The organism is Devosia sp. 63-57, from assembly GCF_001899045.1.
Lineage (GTDB): Bacteria > Pseudomonadota > Alphaproteobacteria > Rhizobiales > Devosiaceae > Devosia > Devosia equisanguinis.
In genome coordinates this window covers 2,251,695-2,274,908 of sequence record NZ_MKUY01000005.1, presented here as the reverse complement: position 1 = coordinate 2,274,908, position 23,214 = coordinate 2,251,695, and the positions used below count along the sequence as shown (strand labels likewise).

At 61.1% G+C, this 23,214-nt stretch carries 19 protein-coding genes; 2 read left to right on the top strand and 17 right to left on the bottom strand.

The features are described 5' to 3' along the window. Positions 1 to 176: 176 nt before the first annotated feature. From ntrX to dusB, 5 genes are all read right to left on the bottom strand, one after another. Positions 177 to 1,559 carry a nitrogen assimilation response regulator NtrX gene (ntrX, locus tag BGO80_RS19195; protein WP_126151514.1) on the bottom strand — a complete coding sequence of 461 codons (1,383 nt, stop codon included), beginning with the start codon at positions 1,557 to 1,559 and terminating at the stop codon, positions 177 to 179. Continuing rightward, positions 1,560 to 3,749: a sensor histidine kinase gene (locus BGO80_RS19190; RefSeq protein WP_164550440.1), complete on the bottom strand. Its 2,190-nt coding sequence runs from the start codon at positions 3,747 to 3,749 to the stop codon at positions 1,560 to 1,562. A gap of 374 nt (positions 3,750 to 4,123) precedes the next feature. Continuing rightward, the gene (gene ntrC, locus BGO80_RS19185) at positions 4,124 to 5,572 is read right to left on the bottom strand and encodes a nitrogen regulation protein NR(I) (protein ID WP_126151516.1); all 1,449 of its coding nucleotides are present in this window, start codon (positions 5,570 to 5,572) and stop codon (positions 4,124 to 4,126) included. Beyond that, positions 5,569 to 6,708, bottom strand: a complete 1,140-nt coding sequence (locus tag BGO80_RS19180; RefSeq protein WP_126151517.1) for a two-component system sensor histidine kinase NtrB — start codon at positions 6,706 to 6,708, stop codon at positions 5,569 to 5,571. The genes ntrC and BGO80_RS19180 overlap by 4 nt, the downstream gene beginning before the upstream one ends. Next, positions 6,705 to 7,706 (bottom strand): tRNA dihydrouridine synthase DusB, encoded by a 1,002-nt coding sequence (dusB, locus tag BGO80_RS19175; protein ID WP_286722964.1) that lies wholly within the window; start codon positions 7,704 to 7,706, stop codon positions 6,705 to 6,707. The genes BGO80_RS19180 and dusB overlap by 4 nt, the downstream gene beginning before the upstream one ends. A gap of 169 nt (positions 7,707 to 7,875) precedes the next feature. On the opposite strand from dusB, the gene BGO80_RS19170 reads away from it, so the two are divergent. Then, positions 7,876 to 9,072: a bifunctional 2-C-methyl-D-erythritol 4-phosphate cytidylyltransferase/2-C-methyl-D-erythritol 2,4-cyclodiphosphate synthase gene (locus tag BGO80_RS19170; RefSeq protein WP_286722963.1), complete on the top strand. Its 1,197-nt coding sequence runs from the start codon at positions 7,876 to 7,878 to the stop codon at positions 9,070 to 9,072. Further along, positions 9,073 to 9,576: a CinA family protein gene (locus tag BGO80_RS19165; RefSeq protein WP_126151519.1), complete on the top strand. Its 504-nt coding sequence runs from the start codon at positions 9,073 to 9,075 to the stop codon at positions 9,574 to 9,576. It abuts the gene before it with no gap. 13 nt (positions 9,577 to 9,589) lie between these two features. Here BGO80_RS19165 and BGO80_RS19160 read toward each other — a convergent pair whose 3' ends face one another. From BGO80_RS19160 to BGO80_RS19105, 12 genes are all read right to left on the bottom strand, one after another. Further along, a complete protein-coding gene (locus BGO80_RS19160) occupies positions 9,590 to 9,838 on the bottom strand; it encodes a putative quinol monooxygenase (RefSeq protein ID WP_353744220.1) in 249 nt (82 codons plus the stop codon). A 58-nt stretch (positions 9,839 to 9,896) separates the two neighbouring features. Beyond that, positions 9,897 to 10,343 carry a type II toxin-antitoxin system RatA family toxin gene (locus BGO80_RS19155; RefSeq protein WP_286722962.1) on the bottom strand — a complete coding sequence of 149 codons (447 nt, stop codon included), beginning with the start codon at positions 10,341 to 10,343 and terminating at the stop codon, positions 9,897 to 9,899. Beyond that, positions 10,344 to 11,294: a lipoyl synthase gene (gene lipA / locus BGO80_RS19150; RefSeq protein WP_126151522.1), complete on the bottom strand. Its 951-nt coding sequence runs from the start codon at positions 11,292 to 11,294 to the stop codon at positions 10,344 to 10,346. Positions 11,295 to 11,371: 77 nt separating this feature from the next. Further along, on the bottom strand, positions 11,372 to 12,412 hold the full coding sequence (locus tag BGO80_RS19145; protein WP_286722961.1) for a Gfo/Idh/MocA family protein: 1,041 nt from the start codon (positions 12,410 to 12,412) through the stop codon (positions 11,372 to 11,374). 86 nt (positions 12,413 to 12,498) lie between these two features. Beyond that, positions 12,499 to 13,938 carry a dihydrolipoyl dehydrogenase gene (gene lpdA / locus BGO80_RS19140; protein WP_286722960.1) on the bottom strand — a complete coding sequence of 480 codons (1,440 nt, stop codon included), beginning with the start codon at positions 13,936 to 13,938 and terminating at the stop codon, positions 12,499 to 12,501. Between the two features lie 23 nt (positions 13,939 to 13,961). Continuing rightward, positions 13,962 to 14,612, bottom strand: a complete 651-nt coding sequence (locus tag BGO80_RS19135) for an SGNH/GDSL hydrolase family protein (RefSeq protein ID WP_286722959.1) — start codon at positions 14,610 to 14,612, stop codon at positions 13,962 to 13,964. Positions 14,613 to 14,623: 11 nt separating this feature from the next. Next, positions 14,624 to 16,021 carry a pyruvate dehydrogenase complex dihydrolipoamide acetyltransferase gene (locus BGO80_RS19130; RefSeq protein WP_286722958.1) on the bottom strand — a complete coding sequence of 466 codons (1,398 nt, stop codon included), beginning with the start codon at positions 16,019 to 16,021 and terminating at the stop codon, positions 14,624 to 14,626. Between the two features lie 11 nt (positions 16,022 to 16,032). Then, positions 16,033 to 17,418 (bottom strand): pyruvate dehydrogenase complex E1 component subunit beta, encoded by a 1,386-nt coding sequence (locus BGO80_RS19125; RefSeq protein WP_126151527.1) that lies wholly within the window; start codon positions 17,416 to 17,418, stop codon positions 16,033 to 16,035. A 95-nt stretch (positions 17,419 to 17,513) separates the two neighbouring features. Then, positions 17,514 to 18,533, bottom strand: a complete 1,020-nt coding sequence (gene pdhA / locus BGO80_RS19120; protein WP_126151528.1) for a pyruvate dehydrogenase (acetyl-transferring) E1 component subunit alpha — start codon at positions 18,531 to 18,533, stop codon at positions 17,514 to 17,516. Between the two features lie 113 nt (positions 18,534 to 18,646). Then, positions 18,647 to 19,045: an FtsB family cell division protein gene (locus BGO80_RS19115; protein WP_126151529.1), complete on the bottom strand. Its 399-nt coding sequence runs from the start codon at positions 19,043 to 19,045 to the stop codon at positions 18,647 to 18,649. A 109-nt stretch (positions 19,046 to 19,154) separates the two neighbouring features. Further along, on the bottom strand, positions 19,155 to 21,440 hold the full coding sequence (locus BGO80_RS19110) for an NADP-dependent malic enzyme (RefSeq protein ID WP_286722957.1): 2,286 nt from the start codon (positions 21,438 to 21,440) through the stop codon (positions 19,155 to 19,157). Between the two features lie 115 nt (positions 21,441 to 21,555). After that, a complete protein-coding gene (locus BGO80_RS19105; RefSeq protein ID WP_286722956.1) occupies positions 21,556 to 23,157 on the bottom strand; it encodes an EAL domain-containing protein in 1,602 nt (533 codons plus the stop codon). Positions 23,158 to 23,214 lie beyond the last annotated feature (57 nt).

The following is a 23,214-nucleotide window of genomic DNA, read 5'->3' as shown; positions in this document are numbered from 1 at the left end:
TGGTCGCGGCATTTATTGTCGCTGTTGTCATGGTTAAGTCTAGTACCCGGTTATTGTTGGCTGCCGCCCAGCCAAAAACTCCGGATTTATCATACAATAAAAAGAGTATGGCACAGTTCCAAACACCTGCCTACCCGCGCGAGGTGCATGGCACCCCGCTATTTTTCTGTTGTCGCTCAAAGGCCCAGCGATTTGATTTTGCGATGCAGGGCACTGCGTTCCATGCCGACGAATTCGGCTGTCTTGGAGATGTTACCACCAAAACGCTCGATCTGCGCCAGCAAGTATTGCCGCTCGAACACTTCACGGGCATCCCGGAGCGGCAGGCTCATCAGATGGGCCGATGAGTCGGTGTCGCCGACGGTGGGGAGGACCTCGCCGATGTCGGAGGGCAGCATCGTGGCAGTGATCAAACCGCCCTCGGGCTGCTGGTCCTTCATTAGGATGAGCAGCCGTTCGATGGAATTGCGCAGCTGGCGGGCATTCCCCGGCCATTCCTGTGCCTGCAGCACGGCCATGGCATCATCGCCAATATTGACGCGCTGCAGATTGTGCATGCGGCAGACCTGCTCGATGAACACCGAAACCAGAGGGGGCACATCTTCGCGACGTTCGCGCAACGGGGTAATCGGTAGCGGCACAATGGAAAGGCGGTGGAACAGGTCGGAGCGGAAGTCGCCGGCCTCAATCTGCGCCGCGACATTCTGCGAACTGGACGAAATGATCCGGACATCGATCGGAACTGCTTGAGAGCCGCCGACGCGGTGGAAACGGTTCTCGACCAGCGTGCGCAACAAGGTCGCCTGTACGGCCGGCGGCAGTGTCGTCACTTCCGACAGGTAAAGCGTACCACCATGGGCGCGCTCCAGAGCGCCGACCTCGACCTTGAGCAGGCCGTTTTTCTCTCGTGCCTCACGCCCGAACAGCACAACGGGAACTTCCTCGGGAGCATAGAGGGAGGCGTTGATTTCGATGAAGGAAGATTCTGCGCGCGGGCTGCGTTGGTGGATGAGCCGAGCCACCAAGCCCTTGCCGGCGCCCGATGGACCGGAAATGAAAATGCGCGAATTGGTCGGCGCAGACTTTTCGATCGTGCCCCGAACCTGCTGCAGTGCCGGCGATGAGCCCACCATATCGGCATTCTTGCCGGCGGAGCGCTCCTTGAGTTCAGCCACTTCACTGCGGAGCCTTGTGGCTTCCATCGCCCGTTGGGTCACATGCAGCAACCGGTCGATCTTGAACGGTTTTTCGATGTAGTCATAAGCGCCTCGCCGGATCGCCGACACCGCCGTCTCGACATTGCCGTGGCCCGAGATCATCACCACAGGCATTTCGGGGTGCTGGCTCTGGAACACGTCGAGCAGTTGCAGCCCATCAAGGCGCGAGCCCTGCATCCAGATATCGAGGAAAACAAGATTGGGCCGCCGCCGCGCAATCTCGTTGAGACCACTGTCGGCGTCGTGTGCCTGGCGGGTTTCAAAGCCCTCATCTTCGAGAATGCCCGCGATCAGGTCACGGATATCGTCCTCGTCGTCGATAATCAGGATGTCGAGTGCCATCTACTTTTGAACAACCGCATGCAATTGCGGCTCCTCCTGTTGGAGCGCTGCGACACTGTCTTCGTCGCTTTCGCTCTTATTGGTGGTGTGCGTAGGGGAATGCATTGGCAAGGTGAAGGTGACGCAGGCACCTACCCTTCCCTGGAGATCAGGTTCGGCATCGATCAGTTCGATGATGCCGCCATGTTGCTCGATAATGCGGGCGACGATGGCAAGGCCGAGGCCTGTGCCCTTTTCGCGCGTTGTCATATAAGGCTCGAGCAGGCGCTGCCGGTTGTCTTTCGGCCAGCCCTTGCCGTTGTCTGAAACCGCCACGCGGGCGTGATTGCCCTCGATCTGACCCTGAACGGTTATGGTCGGCTGCCAATCGGCGGACATGGGAATGTCTTCGAACGCCTCGACCGCATTCTTGATCAGATTGGTAAGGGTCTGAGACACAAGGCGGTGGTCAAACCAGGCAATGATTGCGTCGTCGGGCAATTGCGTGACGATATTGACCTCAGGCAGGCGAACGCTTTCGAGGAATACGGCCTGGCGGATGGTATCGCTGAGATCAGCCATTTCCGGGGCCGATTCAGGCATGCGTGCAAAGGCCGAGAATTCATCGACCATGCGACCGATATCGCCCACCTGGCGGACGATGGTATTAATGCACTTGTCGAAGACTTCGCGGTCGTCGTCGAGCTTGTTGCCATAGCGGCGGCGCAGGCGCTCCGCCGAGAGCTGGATCGGGGTGAGAGGATTCTTGATTTCGTGGGCAATGCGCCGCGCCACGTCCGCCCAGGCGCTGGTGCGCTGCGCCGATTCAAGATCGGTGATGTCGTCGAAGGTCAGCACGTAGCCCTTGGATTCCGTGATGGAGCCTTCACGCGTCAGTTGAACCTGGTAAATCCGGCGGTCGGTTTCGTTGCCGAGGTGAATCTGGTCGCGCACCTGACCGCGGCGGGCCGAGCGGGCCTTTTCCATGGTGGGGGCGATTTCGGGCATGATGCCTTCCATCCGCTCACCCATGAGTTCGATTTCCGTCTTGCCCAGCATTTCGCATGCGCGTGCATTGACCAGTGTCACGGCGCCAAATGGATCAAGACCTATGATGCCGGCCGACACGCCCTCCACCACCGCCTCGGTGAACTGGCGCCGCTTTTCGTTGACCTCGTTGGCCATGAGCAGGGCCTCACGCTGGTTCTTCAACTGCTGCGTCATGCGGTTGAAGCCGTTGGAAAGGTCGCGCAGATCGCCCCGCCCCTCCTGCACCGGCACCTGTACGTCCAGATCGCCGGCGCTGACGCGGCGCGAGGCAACCATGAGGTTGCGGATCGGGTCGACAAAGCGATTGGCCAAGGCAATACCCACCCAGAGGGCGGCGAGAAGTAGAACCACCGCCAGCCCCACATACATGATGGTGAAGGTGATCTGGAAGACGAGACGATTAGAGGCGTACTGGCGATATTCCGTTATATTCTCGTCGGTTAGACGCATATATTCGAGCACTTCGGCATCGACCGGACGGGCAACGAAGAGATAGGTATCGTCATAGCCACGCAGCTTGACGATTGACCCCACGAATTGGGTTGAGCCAGGAGCAATTTGAGTGGGAACACCCTCGACCACCCCATCGGTGACGCCAGCCGGAAGGCGCGGATAGGACCCCGCGACATTGATCTGCGCTCGCATGATTTCAGTGCCGCCGCGATCAATAAGCGAGGTGAACGGAAGCGAGCGCGTGATGGCGAGGGCAGTCAGGATGCGCTCGAAGCGCGTCGGGTCGTCGACGAAAGTGCTGTGCGCCTGCTCGAGTTCGGTGGCGACCCAGATGATGTCGTCGCGCAGCACCTGCGCATGTTCGAGCATGTAGGAGCGCGCGACGAGGCGAGAACTTTCCACCATGGCGCGCGTCCGCTCGGAAAACCACTGATCGAGACCCTGGTTGAGGGCAATGGTCGCCACCACAGCCACCAGGGCCGCTGGTACGGCTGCCACGAAGGCGAACATCGCTACGATGCGCAGCTGCAGTCCCGCGCCCGGCAGACGACGCATCCGCGCCTGGAAAAGCAGCACGGACTCGGTGACAACCAGGGCAATAACCAACAGCACCAAAATTCCGGTGACGATCCAGATAATCGTCCAGACGGTAGCGGAGGGCTGGATATTGGTCGCACCCGAAAGAATCAGGAATGAAATCGACGACATCAGCACGGATGCCGACACCACGATAAACCCGAGGAGGCGAAGGGGCCGGTTCTGCTGAATGCCAAGCACAGAACGACGCACGGGCTGCGGCGGCACCGCTCCCTGTCTATCGTCCGGTTCTGTGGCTGCGACCAATTCGGTCATGCACCGCCCGTCTTCTGGCTTCACCGCAGGGCAAAAGCCCATAATTTCCCTAACTAAGCCACCGCTCAAACGGACGGGGGTCAAAGGGAAGGCGAAACCTGACCCAATTCGGTCGACCCTTCAAGATAAATGTTGCCAAAATGTGACACCACTTGATCTTGAACGGAGCGGACCGGGTCGCCATACGGGCTGAGGCTTAGAAATCAGCCGCCTGGGAGAACCGAGCGGCCTTAACTACCGCGACGACTGTGCTTGATGATCTCGATGCTGTGAGTGCGGATCTTCTTGCGCAAGGTGTTGCGATTGAGGCCGAGAAGGTCAGCGGCCTTGATCTGGTTGCCACCACAGGCGTTGAGCGCCATGGCGATCAAGGGCGCCTCGACGCGATCAATGACTCGCTCGTAGAGACCCGGCGGGGGCAGATTGGGCTCATATTCGCGCAGCAGCTGGCTCACATGGGTTTCCACCGCCGTCGACAGGTCGATGGGGCCCGAAGCGGCCGAAACCTGCGGTCGATCGGCAATGTTGAGCTCGTTCTGGACGATCTCAGCCGAGATCTGTTCGTCCGCATAGAGCGCTGAGAGACGGCGGACCAGGTTCTCCAACTCGCGGATATTGCCGGGCCAGGAATAGTTCTGCATCAAACGGATGGCTTCGGGCGACACCGTCTTGATCGGCTCGCCGTCGCGCTGAGCGGCGCGCAGGAAATGCTGGGTCAGGTCGGAAATGTCATCGATGCGCTCGCGCAGCGGCGGCAAACGGATGGGCACGACATTGAGGCGATAGTAAAGATCTTCGCGGAACAAACCCTGGCGGATCATCTGGCTGAGATCGCGGTGGGTAGCCGCGACAATACGGACATTGGTCTTGATGGCACTTCGGCCGCCGACCATGGTGTATTCGCCCTCCTGCAGCACGCGCAGCAAACGCGTCTGCGCATCCATTGGCATGTCGCCGATTTCGTCGAGGAAGAGCGTGCCACCCTCTGCCTGCTCGAAGCGGCCCGATGAACGGGTATTGGCGCCGGTGAAAGCCCCCTTCTCATGGCCAAAAAGCTCAGCCTCGATCAGGTCGCGGGGAATGGCGGCCATGTTGATGGCCACGAAGGGACCATTGCGGCGCTTACCGAAGTCGTGCAGGGCCCGAGCCACCAACTCCTTGCCGGTGCCGCTTTCACCGGTGATCATCACCGTCAAATCCGTCTGCATCAGCCGCGCCAGAGCACGGTAGATGTCCTGCATCGCAGTGGAGCGGCCAACAAGGGGCATGGCCTCGCCGGGCTCGTCATCGGTGCGCTCTGTCTTGGACGGCTTTTTGGCATCGGAAAGGGCGCGCGAAACCACCGAAAGCACTTCGGTAATATCGAAGGGTTTTGGCAGATACTCGTAAGCCCCGACCTCGGACGCGCGGATAGCGGTCATGAAGGTGTTCTGGGCGCTCATGACGATCATCGGCAGGTCGGGGCGCAGCTTCTTGATCTTGGGCATAACCTCGAAGGCATTGCCGTCGGGCATGGCCACGTCTGTGATAAGAATATCGCCTTCGCCGCGGCTCACCCAGTTCCACATGGTCGAGATATTGCCGGTGGGCCGCACTTCGTAGCCGGCGCGGGTCAGGGCCTGGTTGAGAACCATGCGGATGGCGGCATCGTCATCGGCAAGCAGAACGACATGGCTCATTTGGGGGAACCCTCTTCGGCATCGACAGGTGTCAGAAAGGCGCCGCTGGCAACCGGCAGCAGGATACGGAAGCGCGTGCGGCCCGGGCGGCTATCACAATCGATGACGCCGCCATGGTCTCCCACGATCTTGGCGACCAGAGCCAGACCGAGGCCGGAACCGTTGGTTTTAGTGGTCACGAAGGGATCAAACAGGAAGGGGAGGATGTCGGGGGGGACGCCGGGGCCGTTGTCTTCGATGACAATTTCAAGCGGCAGGGAAATGCGCTCGGCGACGCCGGCGACGCTGATGCGAATGCCAGGGCGGAAAGCTGTGGTTATCCGAATTTCAGGTTTCTGAGTTCTTTCAAGCGCTTCTGAGGCGTTCTTAATCAAGTTCAGGAAAACCTGGATGAGCTGATCGCGATTGCCAAAGACCGGCGGCAGCGACGGGTCGTATTCTTCGTAGAAGACAATGCCGCGTGCGACCCCATTCCTTGCCAGAAGCTTAACGCGATCCAACACAATATGAATGTTGATCGGCTCGCGCTCCATCGGGCGCTCATCGCCAAACACCTCGACCCGATCGATCAGCCCGACGATACGATCGGTCTCCTCGCGAATAAGGCGAGCCAGCGGGATTTCGTCGGCCGGCACGGATTGCTCAAGCAATTGCGCGGCACCGCGAATGCCAGAGAGCGGGTTCTTGATCTCGTGAGCCAGCATGGAGGCCAGCCCGGTGACGGAGCGCGCCGCGCCGCGCGACACCATCTGGCGGTCGATCTTGTCGGCCATGGTGCGCTCCTGAATGAGCACGGCAACACGGTGGTCGGCATCGGTCAGCGGGGTGGCGAATACGTCGGCAATACGCTCATCGCCGAAGCGAGAGGAACCGATACGAACGCGATACTCGGTCATCGGCGCCCGGCGCTGAACCACGGTTTCCACGAGGGAAATGATCGGCGAGCCGAAGGCGATGAGATCATCTAGCCGCTGGCGGGTCAAAACGCCCAGCGAGGCGCCGAAAAATGCTTCTGCCGCGTAGTTGACGAACAGAATCTGCCGGGTTTCGTCGAGGACGATGATCGGCTGCGGTAGTGCCTGGAGCACGGCGGTCGATGGAACGGCGGCCAAGTCGGCAGACAGAGCGGCGTTCATGCGGCTGCCCTCCAATCGTCGGAAAACAGGGTAGCGATCAGCTTGAGGACGTCGGCGGGCTGATCATTGTCGAGGAGCGACTTGCGGGTGGGCTTGTCGAGCGCCAGACCTGCGGCCTCGGCATACCAGTCGAGATGCTTGCGGGCAGCGCGCAGCCCGACCTCGGTGCCATATTCGATGAGCATGTCTTCGTAGTGGTTCTGGATCAGCGAGACGAGCTCTGCACGTGCAGGGGCAGAGGCTGGCACTTCACCGGCCAGTGCGGCACCGATTTCACCCACGCGCCATGGGCGCCCCTGGGCACCTCGGCCGAGCATGACAGCGGCAGCGCCAGACGCCTTGAGCGCCTCGACGGCTGCGACGGCATCGACAATATCGCCATTGACCACAACCGGCACATCCACTGTTTCGACCACTTCGCGCACGAGACTCCAGCGTGCGTGGCCCTTGTAGAACTGCTGTCGGGTGCGACCGTGGACGGTGATCATCTGGGCTCCAGCGGACACGGCCAAGCGCGCAATCTGCGGCGCGTTGAGGCTATCGTCATCCCAGCCGAGCCGCATCTTGACCGTGACCGGGCGTGATGTGGCGGCCACGACCGCCTCGACAATGGCCAGGGCCTGGTCCGGCACACGCATCAGCGCTGACCCGGCATAGCCGGTGGTAACGCGTTTGGCGGGGCAGCCAAAATTGATGTCGATGATATCGGCGCCGGCATCTTCGGCGATACGGGCGCCTTCAGCCATCCAGCGTGGCTCGCAGCCAGCGAGCTGCACCATATGCGGCAAGGTCCCTGCCCGGCCGAGCTTGCGCACCATGTCATCATGGCCGGTGGTGAGCGCGGCGCTGGCAATCATCTCTGACACGACAAGACCTGCGCCATAGCGTTCGGCGATCTCGCGGAAGGGTCGATCGGTAATGCCGGCCATGGGGGCGAGAAACGCGCGATTGCGTACCGCATGGCCTCCAATGCTCAAAGCGCAGGCACTAGCCGTCACGAATTGCCCCAGAAATGTTCAAATACGATAAGGTGCCCGCACAATAATCATTTTACCTGCGCGCGCAACAGCTTCGCATAGGACATTGGTCGGAAATCAGCCCTGCTCTTGCCGCATGGCAGGGTGAAGGCTAGACGGGGCGTGTCGGCGGTTTTCGCGAAGTGCGTATATGTCTGAACGTTCAAAATCCATAGCCGTCATCATCGTCGCTGCAGGAAAAGGCGAACGCGTCGGCGTTGATGGCAATGAGGTGCCCAAGCAGTATCGCCTTGTAGCCGGCACCCCGGTTCTCTCCCGCTCGATCAAGGCTTTTCTCGACCATCCGCAGGTCACTCATGTCTTGCCCGTGATCAACGAGCAGCATCGGGAACGCTTCGATAATCTGGGACTTGGCGACCCGCGGCTGCTGCCGGCAATCGGCGGTGGCGCCAACCGGCAGGCATCCGTTCTTGCCGGTCTCATGGCGCTCGGCCCCTTACGGCCCGATCTGGTGCTCATTCACGATGCCGCGAGACCAATGGTCTCGCTGGAGGTGATCGGTGATGTCATCGCGGTGTTGCAGAATTTTGACGGCGCCCTACCCGCCTTGCCGCTTACCGACACAATCAAGCGCTCGATCGACGGCAGGCAGGTCGCGGCAACGGAAGATCGTCGGCAGCTTTCAGCCGCGCAGACACCACAGGGCTTCCGTTTCGGGCAAATTCTCTCTGCCCATATGCGCGCCGTGAATGTTCGGCGCGAATTCACCGACGATGCCGAAATTGCCGAATGGGCGGGTTTGCGGGTCGGAATGGTCATGGGTGATGTTGAAAATTTCAAGCTCACCTATCCGGAAGACTTTGTGCGCGCCGAGCACATCCTGACAGGAGCAAAGCAGATGGAAACCCGCATTGGCACTGGCTATGACGTGCATTCCTTCGAGCCGGGCGATGCCGTCTGGCTTTGTGGCGTTCGCATTCCCTACAAGGCCAAGCTCAACGGCCATTCCGACGCGGATGTCGCGCTGCATGCGCTTACCGACGCCATTCTGGGGGCCATTGGTGAAGGCGATATCGGGGTGCACTTCCCGCCCAGCGACATGCAATGGAAAGGCGCAGCCTCGACCATCTTTCTGCGCCACGCCAGCGAATTAGTCGCGCGGCTCGGTGGACGGATCGTCAATTGCGACGTGACAATCGTTGCCGAAGCGCCGAAGATCGGCCCTCACGCCTCTGCCATGCGCGCGGTCATTGCCGAAACATTGGGGATTTCGGCGAGCCGTGTGGCGGTGAAGGCGACGACCAATGAGAAGCTCGGGTTTATCGGGCGGGAGGAAGGCATCGTGGCAATGGCAAGCGCAAGCGTGGAAGTGCCGAGGATCGACTGAATGGCCAAACAGACTCCGCCCAGCGTGGGCAAACAGATCATCGACCTCCTCTCCCAGACCAACAAGACCATCGTCACCGCCGAAAGCTGCACGGGCGGCATGATTGCGGCGGCGCTGACGGATATTCCCGGAGCATCCGCCGCGCTCTATGGCGGCTATGTGACCTACGCCAATGCCGCCAAATCCAAGATGATCCACGTTCAATCGCGACTGATTCGCGACTATGGCGCGGTCAGCAACCAGGTAGCCCGCGCCATGGCCGACGGCGCTCGCAACACGGCCCGTGCCGATTTTGCCGTGGCGGCAACCGGCATTGCCGGTCCGGATGGCGGCAGTGACAAAAAGCCGGTGGGGCTCGTCTATGTGGCCGTATCCTCAGACCTTGCGACGGTGGTGATCGAGCATCGCTTCGGCGACATAGGCCGTGATGCGATCCGCAAGGCGACCGTGGAGGCAGCGCTTGATCTGGTGCTGCAGGTGCTGACGAGCGATCCGCCGCAATAAGTCGATCTTCAACCTATGCCTTGCCCGGTCCGTCCACAATGATGCTGACCTCATAGTCGCGTCGAATGCCTGCGGTCGTGCGCGCCCAAGCTGAGGCTTTGGTCCGCATCTGATGGGCATCGAAGGCTGCCTGGTCGATGAACAGCTCTTCGACCCGCCAGACCATGGGGTCGTCGGTCTTTGTCACCTCGAATGAGAGACAACCGGGTTCGGCGCGGGTGAGGCGAACGTGTTCCGGCAGATAGCGGAGGACGACATCCACCTCCGCCTGCGAGGCGCAGACAAGGCGACCGGTCAGGCGGAGCTTGGCTGTCAGAGGATCAAACTCCGAAGCGACGATCGGCCTCGTCGCAGAAAGCGCGCATGATTTCTTCCTGCTTGGCGGCGAAGGCGGGCTCCGCTACCGCTGAGATCAGCGGATTGGAAATCTTGAAGTCGATCTCAAAGCGGACCCTCGTGCCCTGCCCTTCGGGCTCAAAACTCCAAATGCTGTCGAGGTAGGAAAAGGGCCCATCGACGGCCTTGGCGCGAACGGTCAGCCGCTCCGCATCCAGGGTTACCCGGCTGGTATAGGCCTGAGTAATCGGACCAAAGGCGATGGTCATGCGGGCCAGCAGCACATTGCCGCCGGCGGGCGCGGCCGGGTCGGATCGAACCTGCATGGCCTGGCAGTTGGGAATGAAGCGCGGATAGTTGGAGAGGTCCGAGACGACATCGAACATGCGCTGCGGCAGATGCGGCACATGCCGTTCATAGAAACGCTTCATTCAGTGGCCGAGCCTTGCCAGCCGGTTGGCCCTAAGGCGGGCGAAGTCTTCGCCGGCATGATGGGACGACCGCGTCAACGGGCTCGACGACACCAGCAGGAACCCCTTGGCCGTTGCCACGGTGGCAAAAGACTTGAACTCCTCCGGCGTGACGAAACGCTGGAGCGGGTAGTGCTTCTTGGTCGGCTGCAGGTATTGCCCGATAGTGAGAAAATCGACATCGGCGGAGCGCAGGTCGTCCATGAGCTGGAGCACTTCGTTCCGCTCTTCACCGAGCCCGACCATGATGCCGGACTTTGTGAAGATGGTAGGATCGAGTTCCTTGACCCGCTGCAGCAGCCGGATCGAATGGAAATAGCGGGCGCCAGGACGCACCTTCAGGTACTTGGAGGGCACGGTTTCCAGATTGTGGTTGAACACATCCGGCTTGGCCGCCACCACGATTTCGAGAGCGCCGTCCTTACGGAGGAAATCGGGCGTCAGGATTTCGATAGTGGTCCTGGGGTTGCGAGCACGGATCGCCAGAATGACGTCGGCGAAGTGCTGCGCACCGCCATCAGCCAGATCGTCGCGATCCACCGAGGTGATGACGACATGCTCGAGACCGAGCTTGGCCACAGCATTGGCCACATTTTCGGGCTCGTTGGGATCGAGGGCAGTCGGCAAGCCGGTGCGCACATTGCAGAAGGCGCAGGCGCGGGTACAGATCTCGCCCATGATCATCATGGTGGCGTGCTTCTTGGACCAGCACTCACCGATATTGGGGCAGCCGGCTTCCTCGCACACGGTGACGAGATTGTTCTCGCGCACGATCTGCTGGGTTTCCTTGTAGACTGGGGAGCCCGGCGCCTTGACGCGAATCCAGTCGGGCTTGCGCAGCACGATGCTTTCGGGCCGGTTGGCTTTTTCCGGGTGACGCGGGCGGGCCGCATTATCGATAAGCGTGACCATATCAGTCCTGTCTGGGGCTAGCCCCTATATCGCTCCCAAAGGCGGCCGGTTCAACCCGTGCCTGGTCTTGTATGCGTTCAGTGCATGACGTCGGCAATATCCACCCAGTCGCCACCGTGGCTCGCAGAAAGGATGGTTGCGCGGACCAGCGCCAGTGAGCCGAGATTGTCTTCACCCGAGCTGAAGCCGGGCGGAATGATGCCGGTTTCGAGCGCCGTGGCCATGGCGTTGAGCGTGCCGGTCCGGTCCGGAAACGCGACGGGATCGAGCTTGACCGGTTCCGGCTTGCCATCGAGCGCAAGCAGGCTGACCTGGTCGGGGCCGGTACGGTCGCGGAAGTGATCGCGTGAGCTCCAGGCGATCTGCCCTTCGGCGCCATCCATGACCCATTCGCCGGCCCAAGGCGTCACCGGCCCGGAATTCATCCAGCTAGCGCGGTAGGAAACGATCGTGCCCCTGGCAAATTCGATCGTTGCGACACCACTCGGATCATAGCGGAAGGGGCTCCCGGGCGGATTCCAGGTACGGCAGGATAGCCGTACCGGCTCGTCGCCGAGCACAAAGCGCATGAGGTCGAAATGGTGGATGGACATGTCGGCCAGCAGCGGATCGGGCATGTCCCAATAACGATAGCCCTGGCTGGGGCCGTGGCGGCGGAAGTCTATCGAGACCATGTTGAGCGCGCCGAACTTGCCTTCGGCGATCAGCCGGGCCGCGGCGATAGGCGCCGGCTGGTGACGGTAGTTCTGGCTGACCATGAGCACCCTGCCCTGTGCCTTGGCAAGGGCAACCAGTTCCTTGCCCTGGGCAATGGTGCTGGTGAAAGGCTTTTCGACCAACACATTATAGCCGAGCTCGAGGCAGCGCTTGACCACGGGATAGTGGGCTTCAGTGCGCAAGGTGCAGATAGCCAGAGTGGCATCGGTGTGATGAGCTGCGTCTTCGAGGCTGGTGAAGCAGAGTTTCGGGTCAATGCCCAATTCGTTCTGTACGCGGGCGGTCGCCTGGGGATTGGTATCCACATAACCCACCACCTCGACAGTGGGAACTTTGGGGATAACGTCTCGGGTCCAGCTGAAACCCCAATGTCCCAGACCGATCTGGATTGCCTTGACCATGTGGAAAACTCCTTTGGTTGTACGTTCCTGAGCGCGGGCGAAAGGGAATGGCCCGGGCTTTCACCCGGACCAACGATTGAGATCGGCTAGATGTTCAGGGCGCGACCATATGCATCAAGCACGCTTTCCTTCATGGACTCGGAAAGCGTGGGATGCGGGAAGATGGTGTGGATCAGCTCTTCCTCGGTGGTTTCGAGGTTCATGGCGACCACAAAACCCTGGATCAGCTCGGTGACTTCGGCGCCGACCATGTGTGCGCCGAGCAGTTCGCCGGTCTTGGCGTCAAAAATGGTCTTTACGAGGCCGTCGGGCTCGCCCAGCGCAATCGCCTTGCCATTGCCGACAAAGGGGAAGCGGCCGACCTTGATTTCGCGCCCAGCTTCCTTGGCCTTGGCTTCGGTGAGACCGACAGAGGCAACCTGGGGCTCGCAATAGGTGCAGCCGGGCACCTTGGTCTTGTCGAGGCCATGGACCTTGAGGCCGGCGATCTTTTCGACGGTGATGACGGCTTCGTGCTCGGCCTTGTGCGCCAGCATGGGCGGGCCAGCGACGTCGCCGATGGCCCAGATACCGTCGACATTGGTCTTGCCATAATGGTCGATGACGATGGCGCCGCGCTCGGTTTTGACGCCGACGGTTTCGAGGCCGAGGCCTTCGATATTGCACATGACGCCGACCGCCGAGATCAGCTTGTCGCCAGCGATCTGCTGGGTCTTGCCGTCCTTGGTTTCAACATGGGCAACAATGCCGTTACCGGTCTTTTCGACCTTGGCGACCTTGGCTTCGGTGAGGAACTTGATGCCGCGCTTTTCCAGGCGCTTGCGGGCGAGGCCGGAAATCTCCGCGTCTTCGACCGGCAGGATTTGCGGCAAGAGTTCGATCACCGTCACCTCTGCGCCCAGCGAGCGATAGAAGGACGCGAATTCGATGCCGATGGCGCCCGAGCCCATGACGACGAGCGACTTGGGCATTTCGGCTGGCTTGAGTGCTTCGAAATAGGTCCATATCTTGTCGCCATCAGGCTCGATCCCCGGCAGCACACGAGGACGAGCACCCGTAGCGATAATGATGTTCTTGGCCTTGTAAGTGCCCTCGCCCAGGGCGTTCTTGGGAATGGGGCCCTGCGGCTCGACGATCTTCTTTTTGGTGGGCGCGACCTTGATCTCACCCGGCTTGGTGATGGTCGCTTCGCCCCAGATGATGTCGATCTTGTTCTTCTTCATGAGGAACTGGACGCCATTGTTCATCTGCGCGGCAATGGCGCGCGAACGCTTGACGATGCCGTCGAGGTCGAAGCCGAACTTTTCGGCGGTTAGGCCATAGTCCTTGGCATGGCCCATATGGCCGTAGATTTCGGCCGAACGCAGCAGCGCCTTGGTGGGGATGCAACCCCAGTTCGAGCAGATACCGGCCATGTGCTCGCGCTCGACAATGGCCACCTTCATGCCCAGCTGCGCGCCGCGGATGGCGGCAACGTAACCGCCGGGACCGGCGCCGATGACGAGAAGATCGTATTGGTCAGCCATAAGGGCCTCCAGATTGGTTTGGGTCAGAGACCCAGAATTTTGCTGACAAGCGGCGCAAGACCGTCGCCGATAGCGCGGGTATTGGTCGCGTCGAGATGGACGCCGTCGAGCGGCGAAGCCACGGAAACGGTGGACGCGTCGAAAAAGCCGGTGCCCAGTTCCTCGGCGCGACGGGCATAGTGTCCGGCAAATTCGCGCGACTGGGCGATGCCGTAAGCAGCGCCGCCAAAGTGGCCCATCATGTCGGCGTTTTCGCCATCGCATAGCAGCGGCGGCGACACAATGATGATCTGCGGCGGGGTCTCACCCTTGCCTGCGGAAACACCGCGAACAAGATGCACGAGGCGCCGGATGCCAAAAGAGGCCTCGAGCGCGGAGCCGCATACTGAAGGCTTGAGATCGTTGGTACCCAGCATGATGATCACCATGTCGAGCGGGCTATGGCTTTCGAGCAGCGTCGGCAGAATGCGGGCGCCGTTGCGGTCGGCGGCAGCGTGCCAGTCGTCAGCCGCGGTGGTACGCCCACCCAAGCCTTCGGCAATCACGCGTGCCTTGCCGCCGAGCGCCTTTTCGAGCGAGGTCGGCCAGCGATCCTCATAGGCATGGCGAGGGCCGCCCTGCCTGGGATTGGCGCCATAGGTCAGGCTATCGCCATAGGCGAGGATGGTTTTCATCACCCTGCCCCCTAAGCCAGCATCATCACCGGGTTTTCAATGAGCCCTTTGAACACGCCGAGCACTTCGGCGCCCAGGGCGCCGTCGACGGCACGGTGGTCGCAGGAGAGCGTGGCGGTCATGAATTGGCCGATCTTGATCTGGCCATTTTCAGGATAGACGCGTTCTTCACCGGCGCCCACAGCCAGGATCGTGCCATGCGGCGGATTGATAACGGCGGCGAAGTGCTTGATGCCGAACATGCCCAGGTTGGAAACCGACGACGAGCCGCCCTGATATTCATGCGGAGCGAGCTTCTTGGACTTGGCGCGGGTTGCCAGGTCCTTCACCTCTTCGGAAATTTCACGCAGGGTCTTGGTGTCGCAGGATTTGACGACCGGTGTGAAGAGACCGCCGGGCACCGAGACAGCAACCGCCACGTCGGAACGCTTGTGATAGAGGATTGAGTCGCCGGCCCAGGTTGCGTTTGCAGTGGGGACGCGCTGCAGGGCGATGGCCCAGGCTTTCATAATGAAGTCATTGACCGAGAGCTTGAAAGCCGGCTTGCCGTCCTTGCCCTTGGGTGCAGAAGCATTGATCTGCTCACGCGCGGCCATCAGCGCATCGATCTTGCAATCGAGCGTCAGGTAGAAGTGCGGAACAGTCTGCTTGCTCTCTGTCAGGCGGGCGGCCACGACCTTGCGCATGCCGTCATTCGGAACGACATCGTAGGTGCCTTCCTCATAGAGCGCCATGACCTGGTTCTTGCTCATGCCGGCCGCCGGAGCGGCGGAAGCGGATGGCGCGGAGGCCGAAGCCGTGGCCTTGAGCGGACTTTTGCCTGACTTGGCGGCCTCGACGTCCGACTTGATTACCCGGCCCTTCGGCCCAGTGCCGGAAATAGCCGCCAGGTCGATACCGGCTTCCTTGGCAAGACGCTTGGCAAGCGGCGAGGCAAAAACGCGGCCGCCCTTAGATTTGGCGGGTGCGGATTTTGCCGGAGCGCTCGATCCGGTATTGCTGTTCGCAACAGGCGCGGACTTGGCTGGTGCCGGGTCGGCCTTGGCGGTCGGCGCGGTCTGGGTGGCAGCATCGGCGCGCTCTACGGTGCCGGCGTCCGCCTTGGCGTCGCTCTTTGGCGCCTCGGCTTTCGGGGCCGGAGCCGAGCCAATAGCGCTTGCCTCTTCACCGTCCTGCAGCAGCACGGCAATGACCGCATTGACCTTCACGTTGTCGGTGCCTTCGGCAACGAGGATCTTGCCGATCTTGCCCTCGTCTACGGCCTCGACTTCCATCGTGGCCTTGTCGGTTTCGATTTCGGCGATCACGTCACCGGAGGAGACGCTGTCGCCCTCCTTGACGTGCCACTTGGCGAGCTTGCCCTCTTCCATCGTCGGAGAGAGCGCCGGCATGGTGATATCGATTGGCATCCCGGGTCTCCTTACGAGCGGTAGGTCACGGCATTGACGGCCGCGATCACTTCATCGACGTTCGGCAGCGCCAGCTTCTCGAGGTTGGCGGCATAGGGCATGGGGACATCCTTGCCGGTGACGCGGATAACAGGCGCATCGAGGTAGTCAAAGGCCTGCTCCATGACGCGCGCCGAAAGCTCGGCGCCAATGCCGCCCTGCGGCCAGCCTTCCTCGACGGTGACGAGGCGGCCTGTCTTCTTGACCGACTCGATGACGGTGTCGCTATCGAGCGGGCGCAGGGTGCGCAGATCGATCAGCTCGACATCGACGCCGGCAGCAACCAGCTTTTCGGTAGCCTGGGTGGCGTAGCGCATGCCCATGGAGAAGGAGACGATGGTGACATCGGCACCCTTGCGGGCGATGCGCGCCTTGCCGATCGGCAGCACGAAATCGTCCACCTTGGGTACGAGGCCGGTGGAGCCGTAGAGGATTTCGTTCTCGAGGAACACCACCGGATTGGGCGACCGGATCGCCGCCTTGAGGAGCCCCTTGGCGTCGGCGGCGCTATAGGGCGCGACAACGGTGAGACCGGGGACGTGACTATACCAGGCCGAATAGTCCTGGCTGTGCTGCGCACCCACGCGGGCGGCAGGTCCGTTCGGGCCACGGAACACCATCGGCGCCTGCACCTGGCCACCAGACATATAGAGCTGCTTGGCGGCGGAATTGATGATCTGGTCGATTGCCTGCATGGCAAAGTTCCAGGTCATGAACTCTACAATTGGCTTGAGGCCAGCAAAGGCAGCACCGACGGCAAGGCCGGCAAAGCCATGCTCGGTGATTGGCGTGTCGATGACGCGCTCGGGGCCGAATTCCTGCAGCAGGCCCTGGGTGATCTTATAGGCGCCCTGATATTCGGCGACCTCTTCACCGATGATGAAGACGTCCTTGTCGCGGCGCAGCTCTTCAGCCATGGCCTCGTTGAGGGCCTGGCGGACCGTCATTTCGACCATCTCGACGCCCTCGGGCAGGTCGGGATCGTTCTGAGGCTCGAATTTGGGAGCGGCGGCGACGGGTGCTGCAGCAGCAGGCGCAGGAGCCTCGGCCTCGACCATGCTCGGCGCCGGCGCTTCGGCCGCAGCCGGGGCAGCGGCAGGCGCCTCACCGGCACTTTCGCCTTCGGCTAGAATAAGCGCGATAGGCGCATTCACCTTCACGCCCTCAGTGCCTTCGGCAACCAGGATTTCTGCGACCGTGCCTTCATCGACCGACTCGACTTCCATTGTCGCCTTGTCGGTTTCGATCTCGGCGAGAACGTCACCGGACTTGACCACGTCGCCGACCTTGACCAGCCACTTGGCCAGCTTGCCTTCTTCCATGGTGGGAGACAAAGCGGGCATGAGGATTTGGGGCATATCTGCTCTCCAGCAATTCGACGCCGGGCTCTGCGGCCACACGGCGAAACTCAACAAAAGCGGTGTGAAACCCGACCCCTTGGGGCCGGCCTCGATCAGGCCTCGATAATGATGTCGGTCCAGAGCTCGGATGCATCCGGCTCGGGATCATTGGTGGCAAAATCGGCCGCTTCGGTGACGATGGCGCGAATGTCGGTTTCGATGGCCTTGAGGTCGTCCTCGGTGACGACACCGGCTTCGAGAAGCCGCGCCCGGACCTGCTCGATCGGGTCGCGCTCCTGGCGGTACTTGGTCACCTCTTCCTTGCTGCGATACTTCGCCGGGTCGGACATGGAATGGCCGCGATAGCGATAGGTCAGCATTTCTAGAATGTAGGGACCCTTGCCGGAGCGAGCATGCTCGATGGCGCGCTGGGCAGCGTCATAGACCATGCGCACGTCCATGCCATCGACCTGCTCGCCGGGAATGTCAAACGACGCGCCGCGCTTGGAGAAGTCGGTGGTGGCGGCAGCACGCTCGATCGACGTGCCCATGGCGTATTTGTTGTTCTCGATGATGTAGACGACCGGCAGGTTCCAGAGCTTGGCCATGTTGAAGCTCTCATAGACCTGGCCTTGATTGGCGGCGCCGTCACCGAAATATGTGATGGAGACCGAGCCGTCCCCCTTGTACTTGCTGGCGAAGGCCAGGCCGGTACCGAGCGAGGCCTGGGCACCAACAATGCCGTTACCGCCATAGAAGCGGTGCTCATTGGAGAACATGTGCATCGAGCCGCCCTTGCCCTTGGACAAGCCGCCCTGACGGCCAGTGAGCTCGGCCATGACGCCCTTTGGGTCAAGGCCCATGACCAGCATGTGACCGTGGTCGCGATAGCCGGTGATCTGGGCGTCGCTGCCCTTCTCGGAAGCCATGGTGATGCCGGTGACCACGGCTTCCTGGCCGATATAGAGGTGGCAGAAGCCGCCGATCAGGCCCATGCCATACAGCTGGCCGGCCTTTTCCTCGAAACGGCGAATGAGCAACATTTCCCGGAACGCTTCCAGATCCTGCTCTTGGGTGAACTGGGGGACATTGGACTGCGTCGTAGCCTTGGGGGCCGTTGCCTTGCGCGCCATGCTTCGCTCCGGGTGGAATTGGGAATTTACCGCGTGGCCATCAGGCCATGGCGCGCACTATACTGCAAGCGACCGCGCAATAACATTGCCGACCACAGGGTGCACATATTGATCTAAAGCGTTGAATCCGCTTCGATAATCGAGATTAACTCGTTATCGATTAATTCTACGAATTTACCGGAAATTGGTTTACCTGTTCCTGGCTCGACCATGACGAGAATGTCGTCGGCATTGGCCATGTTGAGCAGGGCCCGGGCGCGCTCGACCACGAGGTCAGGATCGAGGTGACGCGGATTCATCAGCGAAACCCGGTGCTCGAACGCGTCGATCTCTGCCTGCAGAGCCGAGGAGCGATCCTTGAGCACGCGAATATCGGCCAGGATTTGCTCGCGACTCTCAATACCGAATTGGCCCGAAATGGCCGAGTAGCCCAGATAGCCCTGAAAGGCCAAAAGGGCCACGGTCAGGCCAAGAGGGCGCCAGAACGGTGGGCGTTTGAGACGGGTGGGCATGGGCAGTCCAAAAGGAGACGACCCAATATGGCTGACAGGGGATTAATATGGAGTTGAAGGCGGGCGCCAAGGCCCGCCTTCGCGTGTATCGTGATCAGCCGGTTCCCGCTCAGGACTGGGTGGCTACGGCCTCGTTGGCGGCGATCGCCGCCATATTGACGATGCCGCGGCTGGTGACCGAGGGCGCCAGAATGTGCGCCGGCGCCTTGGTGCCCATCAGGATGGGGCCGACGGCGAGCGCGTTGTTCATTTCCTTGAGCAGTGTCATGGAGAGGTTCGCCGCATCGAGATCGGGGAAAATCAGCAGGTTGGCTTCGCCCTTGAGAACGGTTTCCGGCACGTAGCGCTCGCGCAGCGCCGGGTTGAGGGCCAGATCGCCCTGCATTTCGCCTTCGACGATCAAGTCGGGGGCCACGGCCTGGAGCTTGGCATAGACCTCACGCATCTTGAAGGCGCTGTCGCCGTCACGCGAACCGAAGTTGGAATAGCTCAGCAAGGCGGCGCGCGCCTCGATGTTGAACAGCTTGAGATGGTCGCGCGCCTGCAGGGCGATAGAAACCAGCTCGTCGGCGCTGGGGTTCTGGTTGACATAGGTGTCGGTGAGGAAGAAGGCGCCGCGCGGCAGGATCAGCATGGAAAGCGCCGAAACGTCCTTGATGCCATCCTGCAGACCGATAATCGAACGTACATCGCGAACGTGCTTGATGTAGCGCCCCTGCAGGCCGCAGATCATGCCATCGGCTTCACCACGCTTTACCGCCAAGGCAGCGATCACGGTGGTATTGGTGCGCACGATGGTGCGGGCGGTGTCGGGGGTGACGCCATTGCGGCCCACCAGCGCGTGGAAGAGGCTGACATAGTCGCGATAGCGCGGATCGTCTTCGGGGTTGATCACCTCGAAGTCGACGCCCGGCTTGATGCTGAGGCCGAAGCGCTCGATGCGCGCCTCGATAACGGCCGGGCGGCCGATGAGGATCGGACGGGCAATGCGCTCTTCCAGCAGCACCTGAGCAGCGCGCAGCACGCGTTCGTCTTCGCCATCGGCAAAGGCGATGCGCTTGCCCTGCCCCTGAGCCCGGTCGATCATCGGCTTCATGACCAGGCCGGAACGGAACACGAAGCGGTTGAGGCTGTCGTAATAGGCCTCCCAATTCTCGATCGGCCTCTTGGCGACGCCACTTTCCATGGCAGCACGGGCCACGGCGGGGGCGATGCGCAGCATCAGGCGCTGGTCGAACGGATTGGGAATGACGTGCTCGGGACCGAAAACGGCGGGTGCGCCGGAAGGCGAGACTTCCAGGCCAGGCTCATGCGCCAGCTTGGCGATGGCGCGCACGGCTGCCAGCTTCATCTCTTCATTGATGGTGGTCGCGTGGACGTCGAGCGCGCCGCGGAAAATGAAGGGGAAGCAGAGGACGTTGTTGACCTGGTTGGGATAATCCGAGCGTCCGGTGCAGACGATCGCGTCGGCACGGGTTTCCTTGGCCAGTTCCGGCATGATTTCCGGATTGGGGTTGGCAAGCGCCAGGATCAGCGGCTTCGGCGCCATTTTGGCAAGCATTTCCGGCTTCAGCGCGCCAGCGGCTGAAAGCCCGAGGAAAACGTCGGCACCATCGATGACCTCGGCCAAGGTCGTGGCCTCACTGGTGCGGCGGAACTGGCCGCGCCACTTGTCATTGACGTCGTTCCGCTTGTGGGTGACCAGGCCATCCTTGTCGGCAACCCAGATATTTTCATATTTGGCGCCGAGCGCCACCAGGACGTTAAGGCAGGCAATGGCGGCGGCCCCTGCCCCCGAGGCGCAAATCTTGACCTCGTCGATCTTCTTGCCAGAGAGTTCCAACCCATTCAGCACTGCGGCGCCGACGATAATGGCGGTGCCGTGCTGATCGTCATGAAAGACAGGAATCGGCATGCGCTCGCGCAGCGCTTCTTCAATCTCAAAGCAATCCGGCGCGCGAATGTCCTCAAGGTTGATGCCGCCGAATGTGGGCCAAAGGGGCGTCACCGCATTGATGAATTTTTGCGGGTCGATTTCATCGACTTCCAGGTCGAAGACGTCGATACCGGCGAATTTCTTGAACAGAACGGCCTTGCCTTCCATCACCGGCTTACTGGCCAGCGCGCCGATATTGCCCAGGCCGAGCACGGCGGTGCCGTTCGATATCACCGCAACCAGATTCTGGCGCGAAGTGTAGCGCGCGACCGCATCCGGGTTCTCGGCAATTTCTTCGCAGGGTGCAGCAACACCGGGGGAATAGGCCAGCGCCAGATCGCGCTGGTTACCGAGGGGCTTCAGCGGCTGGATTTCGAGTTTGCCCGGCTTGGGAAACTCGTGGAAATGCAGGGCGGCCTCGCGCAGTGCTTTTCGTTGTTCAGTGATGTCGGTAGACACGCTTTCCCTCCGCTGGCTTTCTGGCCGCGTTGGTGCCACCAAACGCGCCGAATGAAAAGGGGCGAAGGCTATGCCGGTGCCCCGCAAGGCCTCTGGCAGTCAGTTGCGGCACAAATCAGGCAGCGTTGCTGACCAATTCAACCGGCGCTTCATCACCAAAGCTTGCTGAGTTGAGGGCGAGAGCCAGCTCCTTGAACGGGCCGACCTTCAATGCGGGGGCAAAGATATATCCCTGGGCGTGCAGGACGCCGTGGGCGCGCAGATAAAGCGCTTGCTCTTCGGTTTCGACGCCTTCGGCGACGATTTCGCAATCCAGGTCCTTGCCCATGGCGATGAGGCCGTCGAGCACGGGCACCTGGGTCGTTCCCGGCTTGATCATATCGACGAAGATACGGTCGATCTTGATGATGTCGACACCCAGAGTTGCCAGATAGGCCAGATTGGAATGGCCGGTTCCCACATCGTCCATGGCGAGGCGCGAGCCGAGGGCATGCAGGCCAGAAATGACGCTGGTGGTGGCAGCAGAATTGCCGAGCGGGCGGCGCTCGGTGATTTCAAACACCAATTGATGGAAGCCAATGGGCGAATTGGTGAAAATCGCCTGCACATCCTCGACAATCCCCGAGTCGCGGAAGTGGCCCTCGAACAAGTTGATGGCGATCTTCATGTCGGGCAGCGTCTTGCACAATTCGCTGAGGTCGTTCTTAACCTGCTGCATCAGCGACAGGGTCATTGGAATAGCAAGACCGGTCGCCTCGGCATAGTCGATGAAGGCGCCGGGCGGCACGGTTTGCCCATTGCGCTTTTCCCAGCGGCACAGCACTTCGCACCCGACCAGTTCGCCGGTGCGGAGGTTGATTACCGGCTGGTAGTAAGGCTTGATTTCGTTGCGGCCTATGGCGCGCTCGAGACCGAAGGCTGGCACGCGGGAGCGACGGACATAGGCCAGGCTATAAAGCAGGAACATCGAGCTGCCGATACCGGCAAGGATCGTGAAGATAATGTCCAGATCGGCATAGTTCGCCCTGACCAAGGCAAAGGGGACGGCATATTCGACCTTGATCGGAAACTGCCCGGCATAGCCTTGGGCGCCGACATAGGCCGAGCTGCTGGTGCGCGCATCAAAGCCATCGGTGTCCCCCAATGCCACCATGGACAGACCATTGGTGAGCGAAATACGGACCATGGCGCCATCTTGCATGGTGCTGAGCAGGGCCGCCTCGGGCTGCACAAGCAGCGGAACGAAGGCCGAGATGCGCCGCATTTCACCGAAATTCTGGGTGACCTTGATCGCTGGCGTCGAGAGATCGCCCAACTGGACAATGGAGATAGTGTCCGCCAGGCCAGGCACCGGCAAGGCCTGGGTGAGCGGCGAATTGCGGACATTACGGCCAAAGGCATCGCAATATTGTACGCCGTCGAGATTTTCGACCAGGATCTGCCTGACATTGAGGCTGGATTCGATTGCATCCTGCGCGGCAGCGACAAAGGTCGGGGTGCATAGAGACGGCACAGCCGACACCACCTTGCGCAACACATCGGCCCCCTCGAGGGCATTAGCATCTATAGTGGCGGCGATTTCGTCGACATGACGCTGGACTACGGCGCGTTCGCGATAAAGCGCATAGCCGTCCAGGAAATAGTCCACGGCCAGGATGGGCACGAACGCAAGAATTGCGCCCACCAGCATCAGCACATGGATAATGTTGGACTTCACGCTGCGAATCCGCCTCGTCGGAATGACGAATTCAGCAATAGCAATGAAGCGTTTAAC